General features: G+C 53.2%; 18 protein-coding genes. 13 read left to right on the top strand and 5 right to left on the bottom strand.

The features are described 5' to 3' along the window. Positions 1 to 173 precede the first annotated feature (173 nt). Entirely contained in the window at positions 174 to 938 is a 765-nt protein-coding gene (gene pdhR / locus SIK69_RS01590) for a pyruvate dehydrogenase complex transcriptional repressor PdhR (protein WP_319628160.1), read from the bottom strand. 474 nt (positions 939 to 1,412) lie between these two features. Here pdhR and aroP point away from each other — a divergent pair, with 474 nt between their 5' ends. The 6 genes from aroP (at position 1,413) to SIK69_RS01560 (ending at position 10,061) form a co-directional block, all read left to right on the top strand. Beyond that, positions 1,413 to 2,780, top strand: coding sequence for an aromatic amino acid transporter AroP (gene aroP / locus SIK69_RS01585; protein ID WP_319628161.1), 1,368 nt, complete (start codon positions 1,413 to 1,415; stop codon positions 2,778 to 2,780). A gap of 189 nt (positions 2,781 to 2,969) precedes the next feature. Beyond that, positions 2,970 to 4,373 carry a glycoside-pentoside-hexuronide (GPH):cation symporter gene (locus SIK69_RS01580; protein WP_319785244.1) on the top strand — a complete coding sequence of 468 codons (1,404 nt, stop codon included), beginning with the start codon at positions 2,970 to 2,972 and terminating at the stop codon, positions 4,371 to 4,373. Continuing rightward, a complete protein-coding gene (locus SIK69_RS01575; RefSeq protein WP_319785243.1) occupies positions 4,370 to 5,320 on the top strand; it encodes a glycoside hydrolase family 43 protein in 951 nt (316 codons plus the stop codon). The genes SIK69_RS01580 and SIK69_RS01575 overlap by 4 nt, the downstream gene beginning before the upstream one ends. Positions 5,321 to 5,520: 200 nt before the next feature. Further along, positions 5,521 to 6,978 (top strand): glycoside-pentoside-hexuronide (GPH):cation symporter, encoded by a 1,458-nt coding sequence (locus tag SIK69_RS01570; RefSeq protein ID WP_319785242.1) that lies wholly within the window; start codon positions 5,521 to 5,523, stop codon positions 6,976 to 6,978. Further along, complete coding sequence (locus tag SIK69_RS01565) at positions 6,971 to 8,518, top strand: glycoside hydrolase family 43 protein (RefSeq protein WP_319785241.1); 1,548 nt, start codon at positions 6,971 to 6,973, stop codon at positions 8,516 to 8,518. The genes SIK69_RS01570 and SIK69_RS01565 overlap by 8 nt, the downstream gene beginning before the upstream one ends. A 280-nt stretch (positions 8,519 to 8,798) precedes the next feature. Further along, positions 8,799 to 10,061, top strand: coding sequence for a hypothetical protein (locus SIK69_RS01560; protein WP_319785240.1), 1,263 nt, complete (start codon positions 8,799 to 8,801; stop codon positions 10,059 to 10,061). Between the two features lie 74 nt (positions 10,062 to 10,135). Here the strand turns inward: SIK69_RS01560 and ampE are convergent, their stop codons facing one another. Together ampE and ampD are read right to left on the bottom strand one after the other, a co-directional pair. Continuing rightward, positions 10,136 to 10,990: a beta-lactamase regulator AmpE gene (gene ampE, locus SIK69_RS01555; protein WP_319785239.1), complete on the bottom strand. Its 855-nt coding sequence runs from the start codon at positions 10,988 to 10,990 to the stop codon at positions 10,136 to 10,138. Beyond that, the gene (gene ampD / locus SIK69_RS01550; protein WP_319628168.1) at positions 10,987 to 11,550 is read right to left on the bottom strand and encodes a 1,6-anhydro-N-acetylmuramyl-L-alanine amidase AmpD; all 564 of its coding nucleotides are present in this window, start codon (positions 11,548 to 11,550) and stop codon (positions 10,987 to 10,989) included. The genes ampE and ampD overlap by 4 nt, the downstream gene beginning before the upstream one ends. Positions 11,551 to 11,642: 92 nt before the next feature. Here ampD and nadC point away from each other — a divergent pair, with 92 nt between their 5' ends. From nadC to hofC, 4 genes are all read left to right on the top strand, one after another. Then, positions 11,643 to 12,536, top strand: a complete 894-nt coding sequence (gene nadC / locus SIK69_RS01545) for a carboxylating nicotinate-nucleotide diphosphorylase (RefSeq protein WP_319628169.1) — start codon at positions 11,643 to 11,645, stop codon at positions 12,534 to 12,536. A gap of 159 nt (positions 12,537 to 12,695) precedes the next feature. Further along, entirely contained in the window at positions 12,696 to 13,133 is a 438-nt protein-coding gene (gene ppdD / locus SIK69_RS01540) for a prepilin peptidase-dependent pilin (protein WP_319628170.1), read from the top strand. A gap of 10 nt (positions 13,134 to 13,143) precedes the next feature. Beyond that, on the top strand, positions 13,144 to 14,529 hold the full coding sequence (gene gspE, locus SIK69_RS01535) for a type II secretion system protein GspE (protein ID WP_319785286.1): 1,386 nt from the start codon (positions 13,144 to 13,146) through the stop codon (positions 14,527 to 14,529). Continuing rightward, positions 14,519 to 15,718 (top strand): protein transport protein HofC, encoded by a 1,200-nt coding sequence (gene hofC, locus SIK69_RS01530; protein WP_319785238.1) that lies wholly within the window; start codon positions 14,519 to 14,521, stop codon positions 15,716 to 15,718. Before gspE ends, hofC begins: the two co-directional genes overlap by 11 nt. A 36-nt stretch (positions 15,719 to 15,754) precedes the next feature. Here the strand turns inward: hofC and SIK69_RS01525 are convergent, their stop codons facing one another. Then, positions 15,755 to 16,798, bottom strand: a complete 1,044-nt coding sequence (locus tag SIK69_RS01525) for a GMP reductase (protein WP_319628172.1) — start codon at positions 16,796 to 16,798, stop codon at positions 15,755 to 15,757. Positions 16,799 to 17,026: 228 nt separating this feature from the next. On the opposite strand from SIK69_RS01525, the gene coaE reads away from it, so the two are divergent. The 3 genes from coaE to yacG are packed head-to-tail and all read left to right on the top strand — an operon-like array spanning position 17,027 to position 18,597. Continuing rightward, positions 17,027 to 17,647: a dephospho-CoA kinase gene (coaE, locus tag SIK69_RS01520; RefSeq protein ID WP_319785237.1), complete on the top strand. Its 621-nt coding sequence runs from the start codon at positions 17,027 to 17,029 to the stop codon at positions 17,645 to 17,647. Continuing rightward, positions 17,647 to 18,390, top strand: coding sequence for a cell division protein ZapD (gene zapD / locus SIK69_RS01515; protein WP_319628174.1), 744 nt, complete (start codon positions 17,647 to 17,649; stop codon positions 18,388 to 18,390). Before coaE ends, zapD begins: the two co-directional genes overlap by 1 nt. Before the next feature lie 9 nt (positions 18,391 to 18,399). Next, positions 18,400 to 18,597, top strand: coding sequence for a DNA gyrase inhibitor YacG (gene yacG, locus SIK69_RS01510; protein ID WP_319785236.1), 198 nt, complete (start codon positions 18,400 to 18,402; stop codon positions 18,595 to 18,597). Here the strand turns inward: yacG and mutT are convergent. Further along, positions 18,594 to 18,986 (bottom strand): 8-oxo-dGTP diphosphatase MutT, encoded by a 393-nt coding sequence (gene mutT / locus SIK69_RS01505; RefSeq protein ID WP_319628176.1) that lies wholly within the window; start codon positions 18,984 to 18,986, stop codon positions 18,594 to 18,596. The genes yacG and mutT overlap by 4 nt on opposite strands. Positions 18,987 to 19,011: the final 25 nt, after the last annotated feature.

The raw sequence follows: 19,011 nt of genomic DNA, 5'->3' as shown, positions 1-19,011 counted from the left end.
CTGTGTTGGCTGCGCTTCCTCACCCCAGTCGCATAGATTGCTATGTTCCTGAGGATTCGCGCACTTGCCGCCGCGATACATCCCGAACTATTTTGGGCAACGAAAAGCGCAATAAGACAGGTTCTGCGTTTAGTTGCCGCGCTCTAAAAACTGGCGCTTAAAAATAGGTGTTGCTAGTCCTTTCTTTGCTGTAGGCGGCGTAGCGAACGGTCTCGACGACTTTGCTCACGGCTGCGGTCCAGCAAGATTTCCTCAATGAAGGCCAGGTGACGGTGCGACGCTTCACGCGCCTGCTCCGGCTCTCTGGCCATTATCGCCTCGAAAACTCGGGTGCGATGGCTGCTGACCAGCGGAAGCATTTCCCGACGGGCGTACAGCAATTCAAAGTTCTGTCGAACGTTCTGCGCAAGCATAGGTTCCATGCAGCGTAGCAGATGGAGTAAGACCACATTATGGGCGGCTTCGGTGACGGCAATTTGATACTGGACGACAGCGCTGGATTCGGCATCGAGATCGCCAGACTGCTGTGCGATTTCAATCGCCCGGTGCAGTTCGCGAATGCGCGTACGGTCTTCTTCGTTACTGCGTAATGCAGCATAGTACGCGGCAATGCCTTCCAACGCGTGGCGTGTTTCCAGCAGGTCAAACTGGGATTCAGGGTGGTCGGAGAGCAATTCTACCAGCGGATCGCTGAAGCTCTGCCAAAGGCTACTTTGCACAAAGGTACCGCCGCCCTGGCGACGAAGCAGTAGGCCCTTCGCTTCGAGACGTTGGATCGCCTCACGCAGAGAGGGACGAGAAACGTCGAACTGTTTAGCCAGCTCGCGTTCAGGTGGAAGTTTTTCACCGGGGCGCAGCGTCCCCTCAAGAATCAAAAACTCCAGCTGCTGCTCAATCACATCGGATAATTTTGGTTGGCGGATTTTGCTGTAGGCCATGGTTCCCTGTCTCAAGCCATTTACCCGGAGTCAATTGGTCTTACCAATTCATAGTTCGTGACGGTAAAGTAACAAAGTATTCACCTTCTGTCCATACAGGTTTTGATTGAAATCAGTAAACCGGGCACATTTTAACAACCTTACAGAAGGCATGTTTCAGAACTGCAACTTAGAACATATTTTGCGTTTACCCACAAAGAGGGAGATTTAACCTGCGCGAAACGAAAAAGTTTCGCGCCTCTGCATTTACAGTTGCTTTCTTTTTATGCAACTCGTCAGCATCCCTGCACAAAGCAGGTGCATTCGGCTGCACTTACCACTATTCTTCCAGCTGCGGAAGACTCACACGCAACTTTCAGCCGTCCGCTCTGTAAAAAATAATGTACAGGATATGGAAGTTCATAATGACACACGCTGAGAACCCATTGGGCTCTTAAAAAGCGTAGAAAAATTAATCACTCACGAGGTTTCATAATGGAAGGTCAACAGCAAGGCGAACAGCTGAAGCGCGGCCTGAAAAACCGCCACATTCAGCTGATTGCGCTGGGTGGAGCTATCGGAACGGGCCTGTTTCTGGGCAGCGCCTCCGTTATTCAATCCGCAGGGCCGGGGATCATTCTCGGTTACGCGATAGCAGGGTTCGTGGCCTTTCTGATTATGCGTCAGTTAGGTGAAATGGTCGTTGAAGAGCCGGTCGCAGGTTCCTTTAGCCACTTTGCCTACAAATACTGGGGCAACTTTGCCGGTTTCGCGTCCGGCTGGAACTACTGGGTACTGTATGTCCTGGTGGCGATGGCTGAACTGACGGCAGTCGGGAAATACATCCAGTTCTGGTGGCCTGAAATCCCGACCTGGGCATCGGCAGCGGTGTTCTTTGTGGCGATCAACCTCATCAACCTGACCAACGTGAAAGTGTTCGGGGAGATGGAGTTCTGGTTTGCCATCATCAAAGTTGTCGCGGTAGTCGCGATGATCCTGTTCGGCGGCTGGCTGCTGTTTAGCGGCAACGGTGGCCCACAGGCAACCGTGCGCAACCTGTGGGAACAGGGTGGCTTCCTGCCGCATGGTATCCAGGGGCTGGTGATGATGATGGCGATCATCATGTTCTCCTTTGGCGGCCTTGAGCTGGTCGGTATTACCGCTGCCGAAGCCGATGACCCGCAGAAGAGCATCCCGAAAGCCACCAATCAGGTTATCTACCGTATCCTGATTTTCTATGTAGGCTCGCTGGCCGTCCTGCTGTCACTGCTGCCGTGGACTCGCGTCACCTCTGACACCAGCCCGTTCGTGCTGATTTTCCACGAACTGGGTGACACCTTCGTTGCGAACGCGCTGAATGTAGTGGTGCTGACTGCCGCGCTGTCGGTCTATAACAGCTGCGTATACTGCAACAGCCGGATGCTGTTCGGCCTGGCCCAGCAGGGCAATGCCCCGAAAGCGCTGACTAAAGTCGACAAACGTGGTGTACCGGTTAACACCATTCTGGTGTCTGCGGTGTTCACCGCGCTGTGCGTGCTGATCAACTACCTGGCACCGGAATCGGCCTTCGGTCTGCTGATGGCGCTGGTGGTTTCTGCGCTGGTCATCAACTGGGCGATGATTAGCCTGGCGCACATGAAGTTCCGTCGGGCGAAGCAGCAGCAGGGCGTGAGCACTCGCTTCCCTGCCCTGTTCTATCCGCTGGGGAACTGGATTTGCCTGTTTACCGTTGCCGCCGTACTGGTCATCATGCTGATGACACCGGGCATGGCCATCTCCGTATATCTGATCCCAGTGTGGATTGTGATTCTGGGTATTGGCTATCTGGTTAAACAGAGAGGGGCGAAAGCCGTTCGCGCGTAATCTCATCCTCTCTCACTACGCTGATTATCCACATGCTGTAGCGGCTGAAAACCGCTACAGCAGCATGTTACCTGCTTCACACTTTCCCCTCCATAGCTGATTTATCCATATCATCACCGTATTCCTGCTACGCATTTTTTCAAAAGCCTGCGAATAATCATCTGCATATCTCATTGCGGAGAAGTGTCGATGGACAACAACAAATTATCGGTAAAAGAAAAGATCGGCTACGGAATGGGCGACGCGGGATGCAACATCATCTTCGGCGCTATCATGTTGTTTGTTAACTATTTTTATACGGATATTTTCGGTTTAGCCCCGGCGCTGGTTGGGGTGTTACTGCTCTCCATTCGCGTCATCGACGCGGTGACGGACCCGATAATGGGGGCAATGGCGGACCGTACCCGCAGTAAATATGGTCGTTTTCGGCCCTGGCTGCTGTGGATTGCCTTCCCCTACGCGCTGTTCAGCGTGCTGATGTTCACCACTCCGGAATGGAGCTACAGTAGCAAGGTTATCTATGCCTTCGTGACCTATTTCCTGCTGTCGATAACCTATACGGCGATCAACATTCCTTACTGCTCGCTCGGGAGCGTTATCACCAACGATCCGAAAGAGCGCGTGGCGTGTCAGTCCTATCGCTTCGTGATGGTCGGCATTGCCACCCTGTTGCTGTCGCTGACCTTACTGCCGATGGCCGACTGGTTTGGCGGCGAGAACAAAGCCAAAGGCTATCAAATGGCGATGACCGTGCTGGCGTTTATCGGCATGTGTATGTTCCTGTTCTGCTTTGCCACCGTGCGTGAACGCGTGCGTCCGGCGGTGCAAACCAACGATGAACTCAAGCGTGATCTTAAAGACGTGTGGAAAAACGATCAGTGGGTGCGCATCCTGCTGCTGACCCTGTGCAATGTCTGCCCGGGCTTTATCCGCATGGCGGCGACCATGTACTACGTTACCTGGGTAATGCAACAGAGCACCCATTTCGCCACGCTGTTTATCAGCCTCGGCGTGGTCGGGATGATGATCGGCAGTATGTTAGCGAAGGTATTGACCGACCGCTGGTGCAAACTGCAGGTGTTCTTCTGGACCAACATCGCGCTGGCGATTTTCTCCTGCGCCTTCTACTTCTTCGATCCGCACGCCACGATGATGATCATGGTGCTCTATTTCCTGCTCAACATCCTGCATCAGATCCCTTCCCCGCTGCACTGGTCGCTGATGGCCGATGTGGACGACTATGGCGAATGGAAAACAGGTAAACGCATCACCGGCATCAGCTTCTCCGGCAACCTGTTCTTCCTGAAAGTCGGGCTGGCGGTCGCCGGGGCGATGGTCGGGTTCCTGCTCTCCTGGTATGGTTATGATGCGGGCGCGAAAGCACAAGGCCCGGATGCGCTCAACGGGATCGTGCTGCTGTTCAGCGTCATCCCTGGCGTCGGTTATCTGATTACCGCCGGGGTCGTTCGCCTGCTGAAAGTGGATCGGGAATTAATGAAACAGATCCAGGCCGATCTGGAAAAACGTCGTCAGAACTATCGCGAACTGAGTGAATATCAACAACAGGCAGAGCTGGTGAGGAAACCACAATGAACAATTGGCCTAACCCGTTTATCGAGCAGCGTGCGGACCCGTTTATTCTGCATCACGAGGGGGCGTATTACTTCATCGCCTCAGTACCGGAATATGACCGACTGGAAATCCGCCGCGCCGCTGACATCGCCGGTTTACGCACTGCTGAACCGGTAGTGGTCTGGCGTAAACCCGATAGCGGCCCGATGAGCCAGCTAATTTGGGCGCCGGAACTGCACTGCATTGACGGCACCTGGGTCATCTATTTTGCCGCCACGCACACCCATGACCTTGATGAATTGGGGATGTTCCAGCATCGGATGTTCGCGCTGACCTGTGACGATGCCGACCCGCTGACCGGTGCGTGGCAGGAAAGAGGCCAGGTGAAAACGCCGTTTGATACCTTCGCGCTCGACGCAACCACATTCATGCATCAGGGAAAGCAGTGGTATCTGTGGGCGCAAAAGGCGCCGGATATTGCCGGAAATTCCAATCTGTATCTGGCGGAGCTGGAAAATCCATGGACGCTGAAAGGCCTGCCGGTGATGCTCAGTAAACCCGAATTTGACTGGGAGTGTCGGGGCTTTCTGGTGAACGAAGGCCCGGCGGTGATTGTCCACGGCAACCGCCTGTTCGTCAGCTATTCTGCCAGCGCCACCGATGAGAACTACTGCATGGGCCTGTTATGGATTGATCTCGACGCCGACCCGATGCAGGCCAGCAACTGGCATAAATCACCGCAGCCGGTGTTCACCACCAGCTATGAAAATCGGCAATACGGCCCGGGCCATAACAGCTTTACCCAAACGCCAGACGGCCAGGATGTGCTGGTCTATCACGCCAGAAACTACACCGAAATCGAAGGCGACCCGCTGTATGACCCTAACCGCCATACCCGGTTGAAGCTCATCCACTGGCATGAAAACGGGATGCCTGACTTCGGCGTCCCGCATGCGGATTCACTGTAAAACAGTGACCGACGCTCCTGACTCTTCAGGAGCGTTTTTTTGGTGTAATAGCCCTCTTTTTTTGTCAGACCAATTATTTATTGTTATGTGACAACTTTCTCAATTGACAAAAAACATAACCATCAGAGCAAATATCTCAATAGTCAAATAAACCCCCAGTCCATAGAGTAAAAAATACACACTCATGCCTGGAGAGAACAATGACAACACTCAGGAAATTATCCGTTGCCGAAAAAATTGGCTTCGGTATGGGCGATGCCGCATGTGGCATCGTTTATTCTTCGGTTACTATGTTCTTAACATATTTTTATACCGATATTTATGGACTCTCGGCAGCAGCCGTCGGGGTAATGTTTCTGGTGACCCGTATTCTCGACGCCATTACCGATCCGTTAACGGGATTGGTCGCGGATCGGGTACGTACGCGCTGGGGTCATTTTCGGCCATGGTTGATTTGGTTCGCCATTCCTTACGCGGTATTGGCGGTATTAACCTTCACAACGCCAGACTTTGGCGCATCAGGTAAATTACTCTATGCCTATATCACCTATACGTTATTAATGCTGTGCTACACCTTTATCAATATCCCTTACTGTGCACTTGGCGGGGTGATTACAGCTGATGAAAAAGATCGTTTATCCGCGCAATCCTATCGCTTCACCATTTCTTCCCTTGCAGGTCTGGTGGTCTCGGTGGCGACTTTATTTTTAGTCGACTGGCTCGGAAAAGAAAATAAACAGTTTGGCTTCCAGGCCACGATGGCGATTATGGGAACCCTGGCCGTGATCATGTTATTTTTCTGCTTCTTCACAACGTCAGAACGTGTCCGTCCGACCAGTGAAAGCAACAACAGTATGATGGGCGATCTGCGTATTTTACTCGCCAACGATCAGTGGCGAATCGTGGCGATCATCACGTTCTTTTCCAGCATGGCGGGTGTGATGCGTAGCGCAGCGACGCTGTACTATGCCACCTATCTGATGTTGGGAGGCGTTGAAAGCGCAGCCGGAACGGCAATGAAATCAGCGTTTGTTTCCACCAGCGTCATCGGGACCATTATCGGCAGTATCGCCGCGGGTTATTTAGCACAGCGCTATCGGGCGGTATCACTGTTCAAAAATATTAACTTACTCCTGGTCATCATCGGCGTCGTGATGTTCTTTGTCCCGCCCACCTGGCTGGCAGTTGTTTTCCCATTCTATTTCCTGGTCGGTTTTTTCCATCAAATGTATCAGCCTTTTAAATGGAATATGATGGCCAACGCCGCTGATTACGGCGAATGGAAATTTGGGCGCCGTATTACTGGCCTCTCTTTTTCCGGTAACTTATTTGCTTTAAAAATGGGGATGGCCGTAGCCGGTGCATTTGTCGGTTTTTCTCTCGGCTGGTTTGGTTATCAGGCGGGTGTACCAACCCAAACAACACTCGCCACCACTGGGATAATTAGCTTATTAACCATTGGACCGTCCATTTCCTATTTCATCCTGTACTGGTTAAGCCGTTTTTATACCCTTGACGATCAGATGATGAGCAAAATACAGCGTGAACTGGCGCTGCGTCAGCAGGCAAATGCTACCAGCCCGATTAGCGAATCCCCTGTAATGGTGAAAAATATCACCGAGCCAATGACCACCACCGGAGAGAATCATCATGCCTAATCACACTGCACGCCCCGGATACTATAAAAATCCGATTCTGCATGCCGATTATTCTGACCCTGACATTGTGCGTGCAGGTGATGATTTCTATATGGTGGCCTCCAGCTTTAATCATTTTCCCGCACTGCCTATTTTGCACTCACGGGATTTAGTCAACTGGACCATTATTAATCACGTCTTTTCCACCTTTAACGATGCGACCTACGACACCATGCAGCCTGGAAAAGGCGTTTGGGCGCCGTCGATTCGCCATCACGACGGTAAATTTTGGGTCTTTTTCAGTACGCCTGATGAAGGCATCTTTATGTCCTGCACGACCGACCCCCATGCAGAATGGAGTGCCCCCCACTGCGTCAAATTGGCGAAAGGCTGGATAGACCCTTGTCCGCTGTGGGACGACGATGGCCGCGCCTGGCTGGTTCATGCTTTCGCCCATAGCCGCACCGGCAGAAAACATCAGTTGCAGCTGATGGAAATGTCGCCTGATGGCCGCTCTCTGCTTGATGACGGGCAAATTATTTACGATGGTGCACTGGACAACCCCACCCTTGAAGGGCCGAAGTTCTACAAACGCAACGGGTGGTATTACATCTTTGCACCAGCAGGAGGGGTGGAAACCGGCTGGCAGTCGGTACTGCGGGCCAGAAGCGTGCAGGGGCCATGGGAGGCGCGCATCGTTTTGCAACAGGGCGAAACCCATGTTAACGGCCCTCATCAAGGCGGCTTTGTTGAACTGGAAAACGGCGAATGCTGGTTCATACATTTTCAGGATGCCGACCTCTACGGGCGCATTGTCCACCTACAACCGATGCACTGGCAGACGGACGACTGGCCGTTTATCGGCAAGCAGCAAGCAACAGATGCTCCCGGGCAACCAGTGATTGAATACCCGTTGCCCTCGGTGGCGCAACATCCTCAGGGCTATCTTAATCCACAAACCAGCGATGATTTCGCCCGTGGATATCCCGGACGACAATGGCAGTGGCAGGCCCAGCCAAAGGCAGATTGGCTACAACCGACGCTCAACGCCCTGGCGCTGACCTGCCAGCCAATGCGCGAATATCAGGGCGAACTGGCGCTCTATAGCCAGCCAAACCTGCTGTTGCAAAAATTCCCGGCGCGTGAATTCTGCGTCACCACCGTTTTAAGCGCGGGTTTTCAGCATGAGGGTGAACTCAGCGGACTGATTGTGTATGGAGAACGCTATGCAACGCTTGCGCTTTCTCAGTGCAAAGGACAACGTAAAATCGTGCTGATCGCTGCGTGGATGAGTGATACCGGCAGGCTACATCAGCAACAGCGTGACATTGCCGACTGGCCGTCCAACGCACCGCTATGGCTTAGAGTAGAGGTTAAATCAGGCGGCCTGTGTTATTTCAGCTACAGCGATAATGCCAAGGACTGGCAGGCCGTCACGCCCTATTTTGCTGCTGGAAAAGGCAAATGGGTGGGGGCTAAAGTAGGCGTTTTTGCCGCCGCGAATCAACATTCGTCCCTCCCAGGCACAGGCGTTTTCTCGCGTTTTGCGGTAGATATCTAATTTGATTGTCGTCCGGTAGCCGACGTTGATTGAGAGGCAGAAATGCCTCTCCTTTTCTTAAAATCACATCTTATGAGATCTATTATAATTACCTGAATGAAACCCCTTACTTATACCCGCATTAATACCGCCTAACACACTGAACCCCATTATTCAACTTATTAATAAAATAATATCCGTAATCATTCTGCATACTTGATTTGGCGATGACGGGAAAACATACTTTCTGCCACACTCAAAATATTAAATGCATCCCGATTTCATTGCTTACTGAGGCATCATGAATATTAAGGCATTAATTAATATATTATTGGCATCAATTTCACTCTCTTTTATTGTTGATGCTTCCGCTAGTTCTCCCAAAGGAGGAACATTTAAATTTAATCAAAGCAACAATAACAATGGAAATGCACTCGATCCAATGGATATGCCACTCGCAATGCCCATTTCTGACTTTTTTGGCCGCAAGGAAGACGGGGAATGGGAAGTGGAGGATGGTGCCAATATCGCGGTGAATATTATGTATGTTGTTTCTGAGGGTTATGACGACAGTAATTATGCAGATTATTATAACAGTGATTTCGCACTAAAAGGATATAACCCACGACAACCAGCTGAAGATGCGCTTAGTGAGGACAATGATGGCGCAGATGTACTTTCACTCAATGATGCCAAAACAAACCCCTTTATTTATGGGAAGGCAGCCGACCAGCCCGTAAATAATATAGCAGTCACAACCTGCCACGAATCAGTAACAGTAGAAGAATACACACCATCGTGTAGCTACTGGGCTAATGATTCTGATTACACGCGCTACGCAGATCTTTATCGCCAATATGGCAACAGATTACGTGTTGATACCGTACTCTTTCCCGCGATCGGCAGGCCGACTTTAGGCAAGCCCAGGCGAGATGTGACCGCCGATTCAGCCTATGGTGAAAGACAAGAGAGAATTATGTACTTCCCTCATCGCCATCTGGATTTAATCCATGTTGAAGCACTGATCTTGAGAAGCGGTGGCGATGCAGTGAATGATGAAATGGATCGACGGATTGTGACTTTTACCTATCGTCGTAATGAAAGCAATCCGGAGAATACTGTTTTCTCATTATATCGCCAGACTGATTCCCGAGATCCCGTCTACCCATATTATTCACCATCAATATCATGGGGAATGATTCGTTCAAACAGGCCTTATGCTTTTACTATCCCCTCACAAACTTTTTTGCCAGAACAATTTGATATTCGGGATGTTGAAGCAATTCATACCCGCCTGTCGGGGTTACGTCGCACAACTAACTGGGCGTGCCTTGCTGAAGATGACTCAGGCTCAGAGACCCCTGCGGGAAGGTACTGCTACGGCGAAGGTGATACCAAACACCATGAACTGTACCGCTCGAATGCTTATGTTTGCTTTTATGACCATAGCGTAAGGAAACTCCCCAGCGGGGCGACACCTGAGAGGTTATCAATATGTGAGGCGGATGGAAATAAAGTCACCTCTACGATCCCTCTTAAATATGATCCTGACGACAATCGTTAATACCCGGCAGAGCGTTAAGCCTTAAATAAAAAAGGGATGCCAGACTTTGGCATCCCCTCTACAGATTCACAGGCTTAAACTAGCGTGCCGTAAATCGTCAGTAGCGCCATAATGACCACCACCGCGTACGACGCCTTTTTCGCCATCGATACTGCTGTTTTCGGCGTTTCAACCTTATCAACATGCGGCTCGCGGGCCAGTGAGAACTGAGCCAGTTGAGTCAGCACCTGATACTGCGAAGAGTGACGATCGCCAAGCGAGGCAAACCAGGCGGGCAGCGCCTTTTCACCGTGGCCAATCAGCGCATACACCACGCCAACCAGACGCACTGGCACCCAGTCGAGCACGTGAAGAATGGCATCCACACCCGATTGCTGACGATCCCGCGGGGTCTGATAACGCGCCAGCCAGCTCTGCCATGCACGCAGGAACGCATAGCCCATCAGTGTGGCAGGCCCAAATGGGCCACCGACCACGAACCAGAACAGCGGTGCGAGATAGTAACGATAGTTAATCCACAGCAGCGCGTTTTGCAGTTCGCGCAGGTACTCGCGCTCGTCGCAGCCGGGCGGCACGCCGTGGATTAACGTTAGCTCGCTGGCCATCGCATCACGGGCATGGGCGTCGTTTCGCGACGCGGCTTTCAAATACGCATGATAGTGCAAACGCACTTTACCCGCCCCGATGCACAGCAGGCCAATCAGGATCCACACCACCAGCAGCGGCACATTAAACAGCACGCCAAACAACACTCGTTGGATCAGATACACAATCACCATCGCAACGAGGGTCATCAGCAGGGTGAGAGAAAAGGAGTAATTTTTGATGCGGCGGAACAGGACCTCCAGCCGGTGATCGAGTTGCCAGTGTTCGCCCAGCTTGAACAAGCGCTCAGCAATCAGCACCAGTAACGTGGTAAACAGCGTCATGTTATCTCCTTATCTGACGGATGGCTCACCAGAGCGCGGAAGCGCGGCCAGTCAAAAGCCGGGCCGGGATCGGTTTTACGTTCGGGCGCGATATCGTTATGACCGGCCATGTTGTTGGCGAGCGCCGGGTAGGCCGTCATCAGCAGACGGGTTAACGCCGCAAGCTGTTGATATTGCGCATCGGTATAGGCCAGCGTATCGGTGCCTTCCAGTTCAATACCAATCGAGAAGTCGTTGCATTTTTCACGCCCTTTATAGCGCGACACGCCCGCGTGCCAGGCGCGTTTATCGAACGGAACGTACTGCACAATTTCGCCATCACGGCGGATCAGGCAGTGGGCCGACACGCGCAAATGCGCAATTTCAGCAAAAAAAGGATGAGCATCCGGATCGATTGTTCCAGTGAATAATGCATCGATCCACGGGCCGCCAAATTCGCCGGGCGGTAAACTGATATTATGCACCACCAGCAACGTGGGTGCTTCATCATCCGGGCGGCAATCGTGATGCGGCGACGGAACCCGTCGGGCATTATCCAGCCAGCCACCGTGTAACTGCATTCGGACGCTCCTCATTCTATTCTATGGTGCAAAAATCCGGTTCAGAGTAGCATGTTTATAACTTATGATTCCTTACCATTTGGAGTTTTATCATGCCGCCTCGCCGCTACAATCCTGAGCAACGTCGTGACGCATTGCTGGAACGTATTAACCTCGATATACCTGCTGCTGTAGCCCATGCGCTACGTGAAGATTTAGGCGGCGAAGTGAACGCCGGAAATGACATTACCGCCCAGTTGCTACCTGAAGATTCACATTCCCACGCCGTGGTGATCACCCGTGAAGCAGGCGTGTTTTGTGGTAAACGCTGGGTGGAAGAAGTCTTTATCCAGCTCGCCGGAGATGACGTCACTCTCACCTGGCATGTGGCAGATGGCGATTTGCTTACTGAGAATCAGCCGCTGTTTGAACTTCACGGCCCGTCGCGCGTGCTGTTAACTGGCGAGCGCACCGCATTGAATTTTGTGCAGACGCTGTCCGGCGTGGCAAGCGTTGTGCGTCGCTACGTCGATTTGCTTGAAGGTACAAAAACCCAGCTGCTCGACACCCGCAAAACCCTGCCCGGCCTGCGCACCGCGCTGAAATATGCGGTGCTGTGCGGCGGCGGCGCGAACCATCGTCTGGGCCTGTCGGACGCGTTTTTGATTAAAGAAAACCACATCATCGCATCCGGCTCCGTTCGCCAGGCGGTAGAAAAAGCCTTCTGGATGCACCCGGATGTGCCGGTTGAAGTTGAAGTCGAAAACCTTGAAGAGTTACAGGCGGCCCTCAAAGCCGGGGCTGACATCATCATGCTCGATAATTTCGACGCGCCGCTGATGCGTGAAGCGGTGAACATCACCCAGGGTCAGGCGCGGCTGGAAGTGTCTGGTAATGTGACCTTCGATACTATTCGTGAATTTGCCGAAACCGGAGTGGACTTCATTTCCGTTGGGGCGCTCACCAAACATGTACAGGCCCTTGACCTGTCGATGCGCTTTAAATAACACATGCCGTGAAGGGGATTTACGATCCCCTTCGCAGCACGCTGCAACGCGACTGCAAATCGCGCGAAAGACAGGAAGCTCCCTTCCCGATTTCATTATTCCCCTTCGCCAGCCGCCACGCCTGCTGCCAAAGTGCTCCCGTCAAACAAGGAGCGACTTATGGATAAACAATACGGATTCACCCTGATCGAGCTAATGGTGGTGATTGGCATTATTGCCATTCTCAGCGCCATCGGCGTTCCGGCGTATCAAAACTACCTGCGTAAAGCGGCGTTGACCGACATGCTGCAAACCTTCATGCCCTATCGCACCGCGATAGAACTGTGCGCTCTCGATCATGGCGGTACGACCGAATGTGACGGCGGCAGTAATGGCATTCCCTCCCCGACGACCAGCCGCTATGTGTCAGGCATGGAGGTCGTACAAGGCTCCGTGACGCTGACCGGCCAGGAAAGCCTCACCGGGCTTAGCGTCACACTGAAACCCGCGTGGGATACACAAAACGGAATCACCGGCTGGCAGCGCACCTGCACCATCGCCAACGACAGTGCGCTAAAACAGGCCTGTGAAGACGTGTTCCGCTTTGATGCATCCTGAGGGCGCAATGATGAACAATCCCCGGTTAACGACACTCTGCCGACGCCACCATGCGGTGCTGCTCAGCAATGACGAACAGGTTATCAGTATCGCCATTGTCGGCGCACCGCCGAAAGAGTTAATGGATTCGCTGCGTTTTATGACACAAAAACGCATTGATATTGAATGCTGGGATCAGCCTCGAATGGACCAGCATCGGCATACCTCACAAGATACGCATCTGCCCGCCGCCCATGTTGATACAGGCAACGTTGTGGAACTGCTGAATCAGACCTTTCAGCAGGCATTACAGCAGCGAGCATCCGACATTCATTTTGAACCAGGCGACGCGGTACTGCGCGTCCGTCTGCGGGTTGACGGTGTCCTGCACCCGCTGCCCGATTTTTCGCCAACGCTCAGTGGGCCGTTGATAGCCCGGCTCAAAGTGTTGGGGAATCTGGACATCGCCGAGCGACGACTGCCGCAGGATGGGCAATTTAGCGTCGATATTGCCGGGCGCAATGTCTCTTTTCGTATCGCCACCCTCCCCTGTCGCGGGGGTGAAAAGGTGGTGCTGCGCCTGCTGCATCAGGTTAAACAGGCGCTGGATGTCACGGCACTAGGCATGAATGCGTCGCAGCTGCAGACGTTTCACCAGGCGCTGAATCAACCCCAAGGCCTGATGCTGGTCACCGGCCCTACCGGTAGCGGAAAAACAGTCACCCTATACAGCGCGCTTCAGGCACGAAATCGCCCGGAGATTAATTTATGCAGCGTGGAAGATCCGGTGGAGATCCCGCTCGATGGGATCAATCAGACGCAGATCAACACCCGCGCAGGGCTGACGTTTCAGAACGTATTGCGCGCCATGCTGCGTCAAGATCCTGACGTGGTCATGGTGGGCGAAATTCGCGATACCGAAACCGCTGAAATTGCCATTAAGGCTGCACAGACCGGGCATCTGGTCCTCTCGACGCTGCATACCAACTCCACCACTGAGACGTTAATTCGACTACAGCAGATGGGCGTCGCACGCTGGATGATTTCTTCGGCACTGCTGCTGGTGATCGCCCAGCGACTGGTCCGCCGCTTATGTCCCCATTGTCGGGAGCAGGATGGAGATTATGATGCGCTCCCGGTCACCCTATGGCCCGGCGTTTTACCCCACTGGCGGGCCAAAGGCTGTGACCGCTGTTATCACGGCTATCACGGACGCATTGCGCTGTTTGAAGTTCTCGCGATCACGCCCTCATTGAAACAGGCGATAGTCAGCGGAGCCAACCCTGAGGAGGTCGAACAGCTGGCGCGAGCTTCCGGTATGACGACGCTATTCGAACATGGCTGCGAAGCCGTGGCCCAGGGCCAGACCACCGTGGAAGAACTACTGCGCGTGTTAGGTGTGCCGCATGGCGAGTAAACAGCTCTGGCAGTGGCGCGGCCTGGCGGAAGACGGGGATCCCCGGCAGGGCCTCGTCTGGGTCGACAACAAACTTGCAGCCCTGGAATGTGCCCGGGAAGACGGCGTGCATCCGCTGGCGCTCAAACGCCGGGCGATTCGCCTCTCACTGTGGCGGGCGCAGTACAGCAGTGAACTCATGCAGCAACTGGCCACGCTGCTCCAGGCGGGACTAACGCTGTCGGAAAGTTTGCAGCTTCTGGCCGAGCAGCATCCTGTTCCGCAGTGGCAAGCCCTGATGCAGGATCTCGCCCGTCAACTGGCTCAGGGGCAGTCACTGTCCCTCGCCATGCAAGCGTGGCCAGAGGCCTTTCCACCGCTGTATCACGCGATGATCCAGGCCGGAGAAATGACCGGCAAGCTGGATTACTGCTGCGCTCATCTGGCGCGGCAACAGGAGCAGCAGCAGCGGCTGAACCAAAAAGTCAAAAAAGCGCTGCGCTACCCGCTGATGATCTTACTGCTCGCAGTGCTGGTGGTGATTGGCATGAGTGTATTTGTGCTGCCGGAGTTCGCCGCGATTTATCGCACCTTTAATACTCCGCTGCCGGTGCTGACCCGGTGGGTGATGGCGATGTCCTCGGCGGTACAGCGAGGGCTACCGCTGCTGGTCTGTCTGACTATCATGCCGTTTATCCTGCGACCGATTCTGCAACGTAGCCCGCGCTGGCAGATGCTTCGCCCGCAGCTGTGGCTGGCATTGCCGATGGTATCAGGACTGATTCGGGGACGAATGCTGAGCCAAATTTATACCGTGCTCGCCTTAACCCAGAACGCCGGGATCCCTTTTCTACAAGGGCTTGAGAGCGTCGAAAAAACGTTGACCTGCCCGTGGTGGCGGAGCGTGATTCATCAAATGAGTGAATCCATCGCGCAAGGCAGCGCTATCTGGCAAGCAATGGCACAGCAGACGGTTTTTACACCGCTCTGTAAGCAACTGGTAAGAACCGGTGAAGTGTCCGGGTCACTGGATAAAATGTTAGAGAATCTGGCGCATTACCACAGCGAACAGACGCATCAGCAGGCCGATAACCTGGCGACGATTCTGGAACCGGTGATGTTACTGGTGACGGGAGTGATTATCGGGACGCTGGTGGTGGCGATGTATCTGCCCATCTTTCATTTGGGGGATGCTATCAGTGGAGGATAATCGCTGGCGCAAGAATTACGCCAGCGATTTACGGCATTACAGGCTGTTGAACACGCGGTTCTCTTGTTCCTGAACGCGGATAAAGGTCGTACGTTTGGTCAACTCTTTCAGGCGTGATGCCCCGACATAGGTACAAGCTGAACGCAGGCCGCCCAGGATATCACGCGCGGTATTTTCGACCGGGCCACGCATCTTGAGCTTAACGGTTTTGCCTTCTGCCGCGCGGTATTTCGCAACACCACCGACGTGACGGTTCATCGCAGACTCGGAGCTCATGCCGTAGAACAGCATGAATTTCTCACCGTTCTCTTCCACGACGGTGCCGCCGCTTTCTTCATGCCCGGCCAGCATCCCGCCCAGCATCACGAAATCTGCGCCGCCGCCGAAGGCTTTTGCTACATCGCCTGGCATGGTGCATCCGCCATCACTGACGATCTGCCCGCCCAGGCCGTGCGCCGCATCGGCACATTCGATAACGGCAGAAAGCTGCGGATAGCCCACACCGGTCTTAACACGGGTGGTGCATACGGAACCTGGGCCAATGCCGACTTTAACGATATCCGCCCCAGCCAGGATCAGCTCTTCACACATCTCGCCGGTCACTACGTTGCCTGCGCAAATGGTTTTGGTCGGCCAGGCTTCACGCGCTTTGGACAGGAACTGGACGAAGTGCTCGGAATAGCCATTTGCCACGTCGATGCAGACAAAGTTCAGCGCTGGATTCAGGTTCAGGATCTGTTTGGTTTTATCGAAATCCGCATCGGACGTGCCGGTAGAAACCATGACATGTTTCAGAACATCAGCAGAAACGCTCCCTGCAAAGGCTTTCCAGTCTTCAACAGAGTAATGTTTGTGAACAGCGGTGAGAATACCAAAGGACGCCAGGGCTTTTGCCATCGCGAACGTGCCGACGGTGTCCATGTTCGCTGCAATGATAGGAACGCCAGACCATTTCTGACCAGAATGCTTAAAGGTGTATTCGCGTTCCAGCTCAACTTCGGAACGGCTTTTGAGGGTAGAGCGTTTAGGGCGGATAAGGACGTCTTTAAAACCTAGCTTCAGATCTTCTTCGATACGCATGTACGGATTCCTGGGGTTAAAGGCAAAAATGGGCTAAGCACAACTCCAGTGACGTTATCATACGCACTAATCATCCTGTCGCAAGACTGCGATTTTCACTTTTTTTACGCTACAATCGTACAAATTTACCTGGTGAACAGCGATTTTAACGTTTGTCATTTTGGTGGCCGTCAGGGCTAAATTTAACCTTTTGATTTGTAGCAATAATTCTTCACAGGACAGGGTGGTATGGTGTATACAGTGGCGTTAACAGGTGGCATCGGCAGCGGGAAAACGACCGTCGCAAATGCCTTTGCAGACCTGGGAGTTAACGTTATTGATGCCGATATCATCGCCCGTCAGGTTGTTGAACCCGGAACCCCGGCACTACAAGCTATCGTCAGTCGCTTTGGTGCAGAAATGTGCCTGCCTGATGGCAGTCTTAATCGCCGTCAGTTACGAGAGCACATCTTTACCGATGCCGCAGAAAAATCCTGGCTTAATGCTCTTCTCCATCCTCTGATTCAGCAGGAAACACAGCGACAAATGCAGCTGGCGACTTCGCCTTATGTACTGTGGGTGGTTCCGCTGCTGGTGGAGAATAAACTCTGGCATAAAGCCGATCGCGTGCTGGTCGTGGATGTTTCTGAAGAAACACAGCTCACGCGAACCATTCAGCGAGACACTGTGTCAGAACACCATGCGAAACAGATCCTAGCCGCCCAGGTCACGCGCGAACAGCGTCTTGCCGTGGCGGATGACGTCATTGATAACAACGGCGCACCAGATGCCATTGCATTGGATGTAGCCCGCCTGCATGCCCGCTATCTGAAGCTGGCGCATCAGGCCGATTCACAGGAAAAATCGTAATGCACACCCACATCCTCTTTGAACATCCCCTGAATGAGAAAATGCGCACCTGGCTGCGCATCGAGTTTCTTGTTCAGCAGTTGAATTGCAATCTGCCCGTTCGCGATCACGCCAGCGCATTGCATTTTTTTAGAAATATCGGGGACTTACTGGATGTGTTCGAACGCGGTGAAGTTCGTACAGATTTATTGAAAGAGCTGGAACGCCAGCAGCGTAAATTGAAGCAGTGGGATGAAGTGCCTGGTGTCGACAAAGATCGCATTGAAGCGTTACGCCAACAGCTGAAAAACAGCAGTAGCATTCTGATGAGCGCTCCGCGTGTGGGTCAGGTGCTGCGGGAAGATAAGCTGATTGGTCTGGTTCGCCAGCGTCTGAGTATTCCTGGTGGCTGCTGCAGCTTCGATTTACCGACGCTGCACATGTGGCTCCATGCTCCACAGGCGAAGCGCGATGCGCTGGTCACGCACTGGCTGGAAAGTCTGGCCCCGCTAAATCAGGCCCTGGATCTGATCCTCGACCTTATCCGTAACTCGGCACAGTTCCGCAAGCACACCAGCCTGAATGGTTTCTTCCAGGATAACGGCGAAGATGCTGATTTACTGCGCCTTCAACTGGTGCTCGCCGAACAGCTTTATCCGCAAATCTCCGGCCACAAGAGCCGCTTCGCCATTCGCTTCCTGCCACTCGACAGCGAAAATGGCACCGTGCCAGAACGTCTGGATTTCGAACTGGCCTGCTGCTAAGGAGACACTATGAGTGACATCATTACCGTAAACTGCCCGACTTGCGGCAAAAGCCTGGTCTGGGGCGAACAGAGTCCGTTCCGCCCCTTCTGCTGCAAACGCTGCCAGCTCATTGACTTAGGCGAGTGGGCCGCTGAAGAGAAGCGGATCCCAAGCTCTGGCGATTTGTCAGAAAGCGATGACTGGAGCGAAGAACAGCTGCCTTAAGCCTGCTCGATCAGTTTCGCAATCACTGGTGCGTTGGCAGGCGGAAACTCGTCTGCCAACAAATCTTTCTGTGCAACCCAGCGTCCCGGTTGCCCTTCTTTGCCCCACGGCTCGCCCTGCCAGCTGTCTACCAACCAGAACCACAGTGTGATGTGACGATCCGGGAACTGGTATTCCAGCTTATCAAACAGCAGTGCTGATTCCGGCAGGATCCCCACTTCTTCGTATAGTTCACGCGCCAGCGCTAACTCCGGACTTTCGCCTTCTTCGATTTTTCCCCCCGGAAACTCCCACATGTTAGCCATGTGTGCATCAGCAGCTCGCTGGGTAATAAAGATTTCCCCTGCCGCGTTACGCAGGATACCGGTCGAGATTTGCAGTATTTTCATTGTCTTCTTTCCATAAAAAAGGCGC

It is taken from the genome of Scandinavium lactucae, assembly GCF_033843265.1.
GTDB classification, from domain to species: Bacteria; Pseudomonadota; Gammaproteobacteria; order Enterobacterales; family Enterobacteriaceae; genus Scandinavium; species Scandinavium lactucae.
This window is presented reverse-complemented; position numbering and strand designations above follow the sequence as displayed.

Excerpts from the sequence above, each read along its gene's own strand:
- SIK69_RS01570 (WP_319785242.1), top strand. The coding sequence starts at position 5,521 with ATGACAACACTCAGGAAATTATCCGTTGCCGAAAAAATTGGCTTCGGT.
- SIK69_RS01565 (WP_319785241.1), top strand. The coding sequence starts at position 6,971 with ATGCCTAATCACACTGCACGCCCCGGATACTATAAAAATCCGATTCTG.
- aroP (WP_319628161.1), top strand. The coding sequence starts at position 1,413 with ATGGAAGGTCAACAGCAAGGCGAACAGCTGAAGCGCGGCCTGAAAAAC.
- ampD (WP_319628168.1), bottom strand. The coding sequence starts at position 11,550 with ATGCAGTTACACGGTGGCTGGCTGGATAATGCCCGACGGGTTCCGTCG.
- gspE (WP_319785286.1), top strand. The coding sequence starts at position 13,144 with ATGAACAATCCCCGGTTAACGACACTCTGCCGACGCCACCATGCGGTG.
- yacG (WP_319785236.1), top strand. The coding sequence starts at position 18,400 with ATGAGTGACATCATTACCGTAAACTGCCCGACTTGCGGCAAAAGCCTG.
- hofC (WP_319785238.1), top strand. The coding sequence starts at position 14,519 with ATGGCGAGTAAACAGCTCTGGCAGTGGCGCGGCCTGGCGGAAGACGGG.
- pdhR (WP_319628160.1), bottom strand. The coding sequence starts at position 938 with ATGGCCTACAGCAAAATCCGCCAACCAAAATTATCCGATGTGATTGAG.
- SIK69_RS01560 (WP_319785240.1), top strand. The coding sequence starts at position 8,799 with ATGAATATTAAGGCATTAATTAATATATTATTGGCATCAATTTCACTC.
- SIK69_RS01525 (WP_319628172.1), bottom strand. The coding sequence starts at position 16,798 with ATGCGTATCGAAGAAGATCTGAAGCTAGGTTTTAAAGACGTCCTTATC.
- ppdD (WP_319628170.1), top strand. The coding sequence starts at position 12,696 with ATGGATAAACAATACGGATTCACCCTGATCGAGCTAATGGTGGTGATT.
- SIK69_RS01575 (WP_319785243.1), top strand. The coding sequence starts at position 4,370 with ATGAACAATTGGCCTAACCCGTTTATCGAGCAGCGTGCGGACCCGTTT.
- SIK69_RS01580 (WP_319785244.1), top strand. The coding sequence starts at position 2,970 with ATGGACAACAACAAATTATCGGTAAAAGAAAAGATCGGCTACGGAATG.
- mutT (WP_319628176.1), bottom strand. The coding sequence starts at position 18,986 with ATGAAAATACTGCAAATCTCGACCGGTATCCTGCGTAACGCGGCAGGG.
- ampE (WP_319785239.1), bottom strand. The coding sequence starts at position 10,990 with ATGACGCTGTTTACCACGTTACTGGTGCTGATTGCTGAGCGCTTGTTC.
- coaE (WP_319785237.1), top strand. The coding sequence starts at position 17,027 with ATGGTGTATACAGTGGCGTTAACAGGTGGCATCGGCAGCGGGAAAACG.
- zapD (WP_319628174.1), top strand. The coding sequence starts at position 17,647 with ATGCACACCCACATCCTCTTTGAACATCCCCTGAATGAGAAAATGCGC.
- nadC (WP_319628169.1), top strand. The coding sequence starts at position 11,643 with ATGCCGCCTCGCCGCTACAATCCTGAGCAACGTCGTGACGCATTGCTG.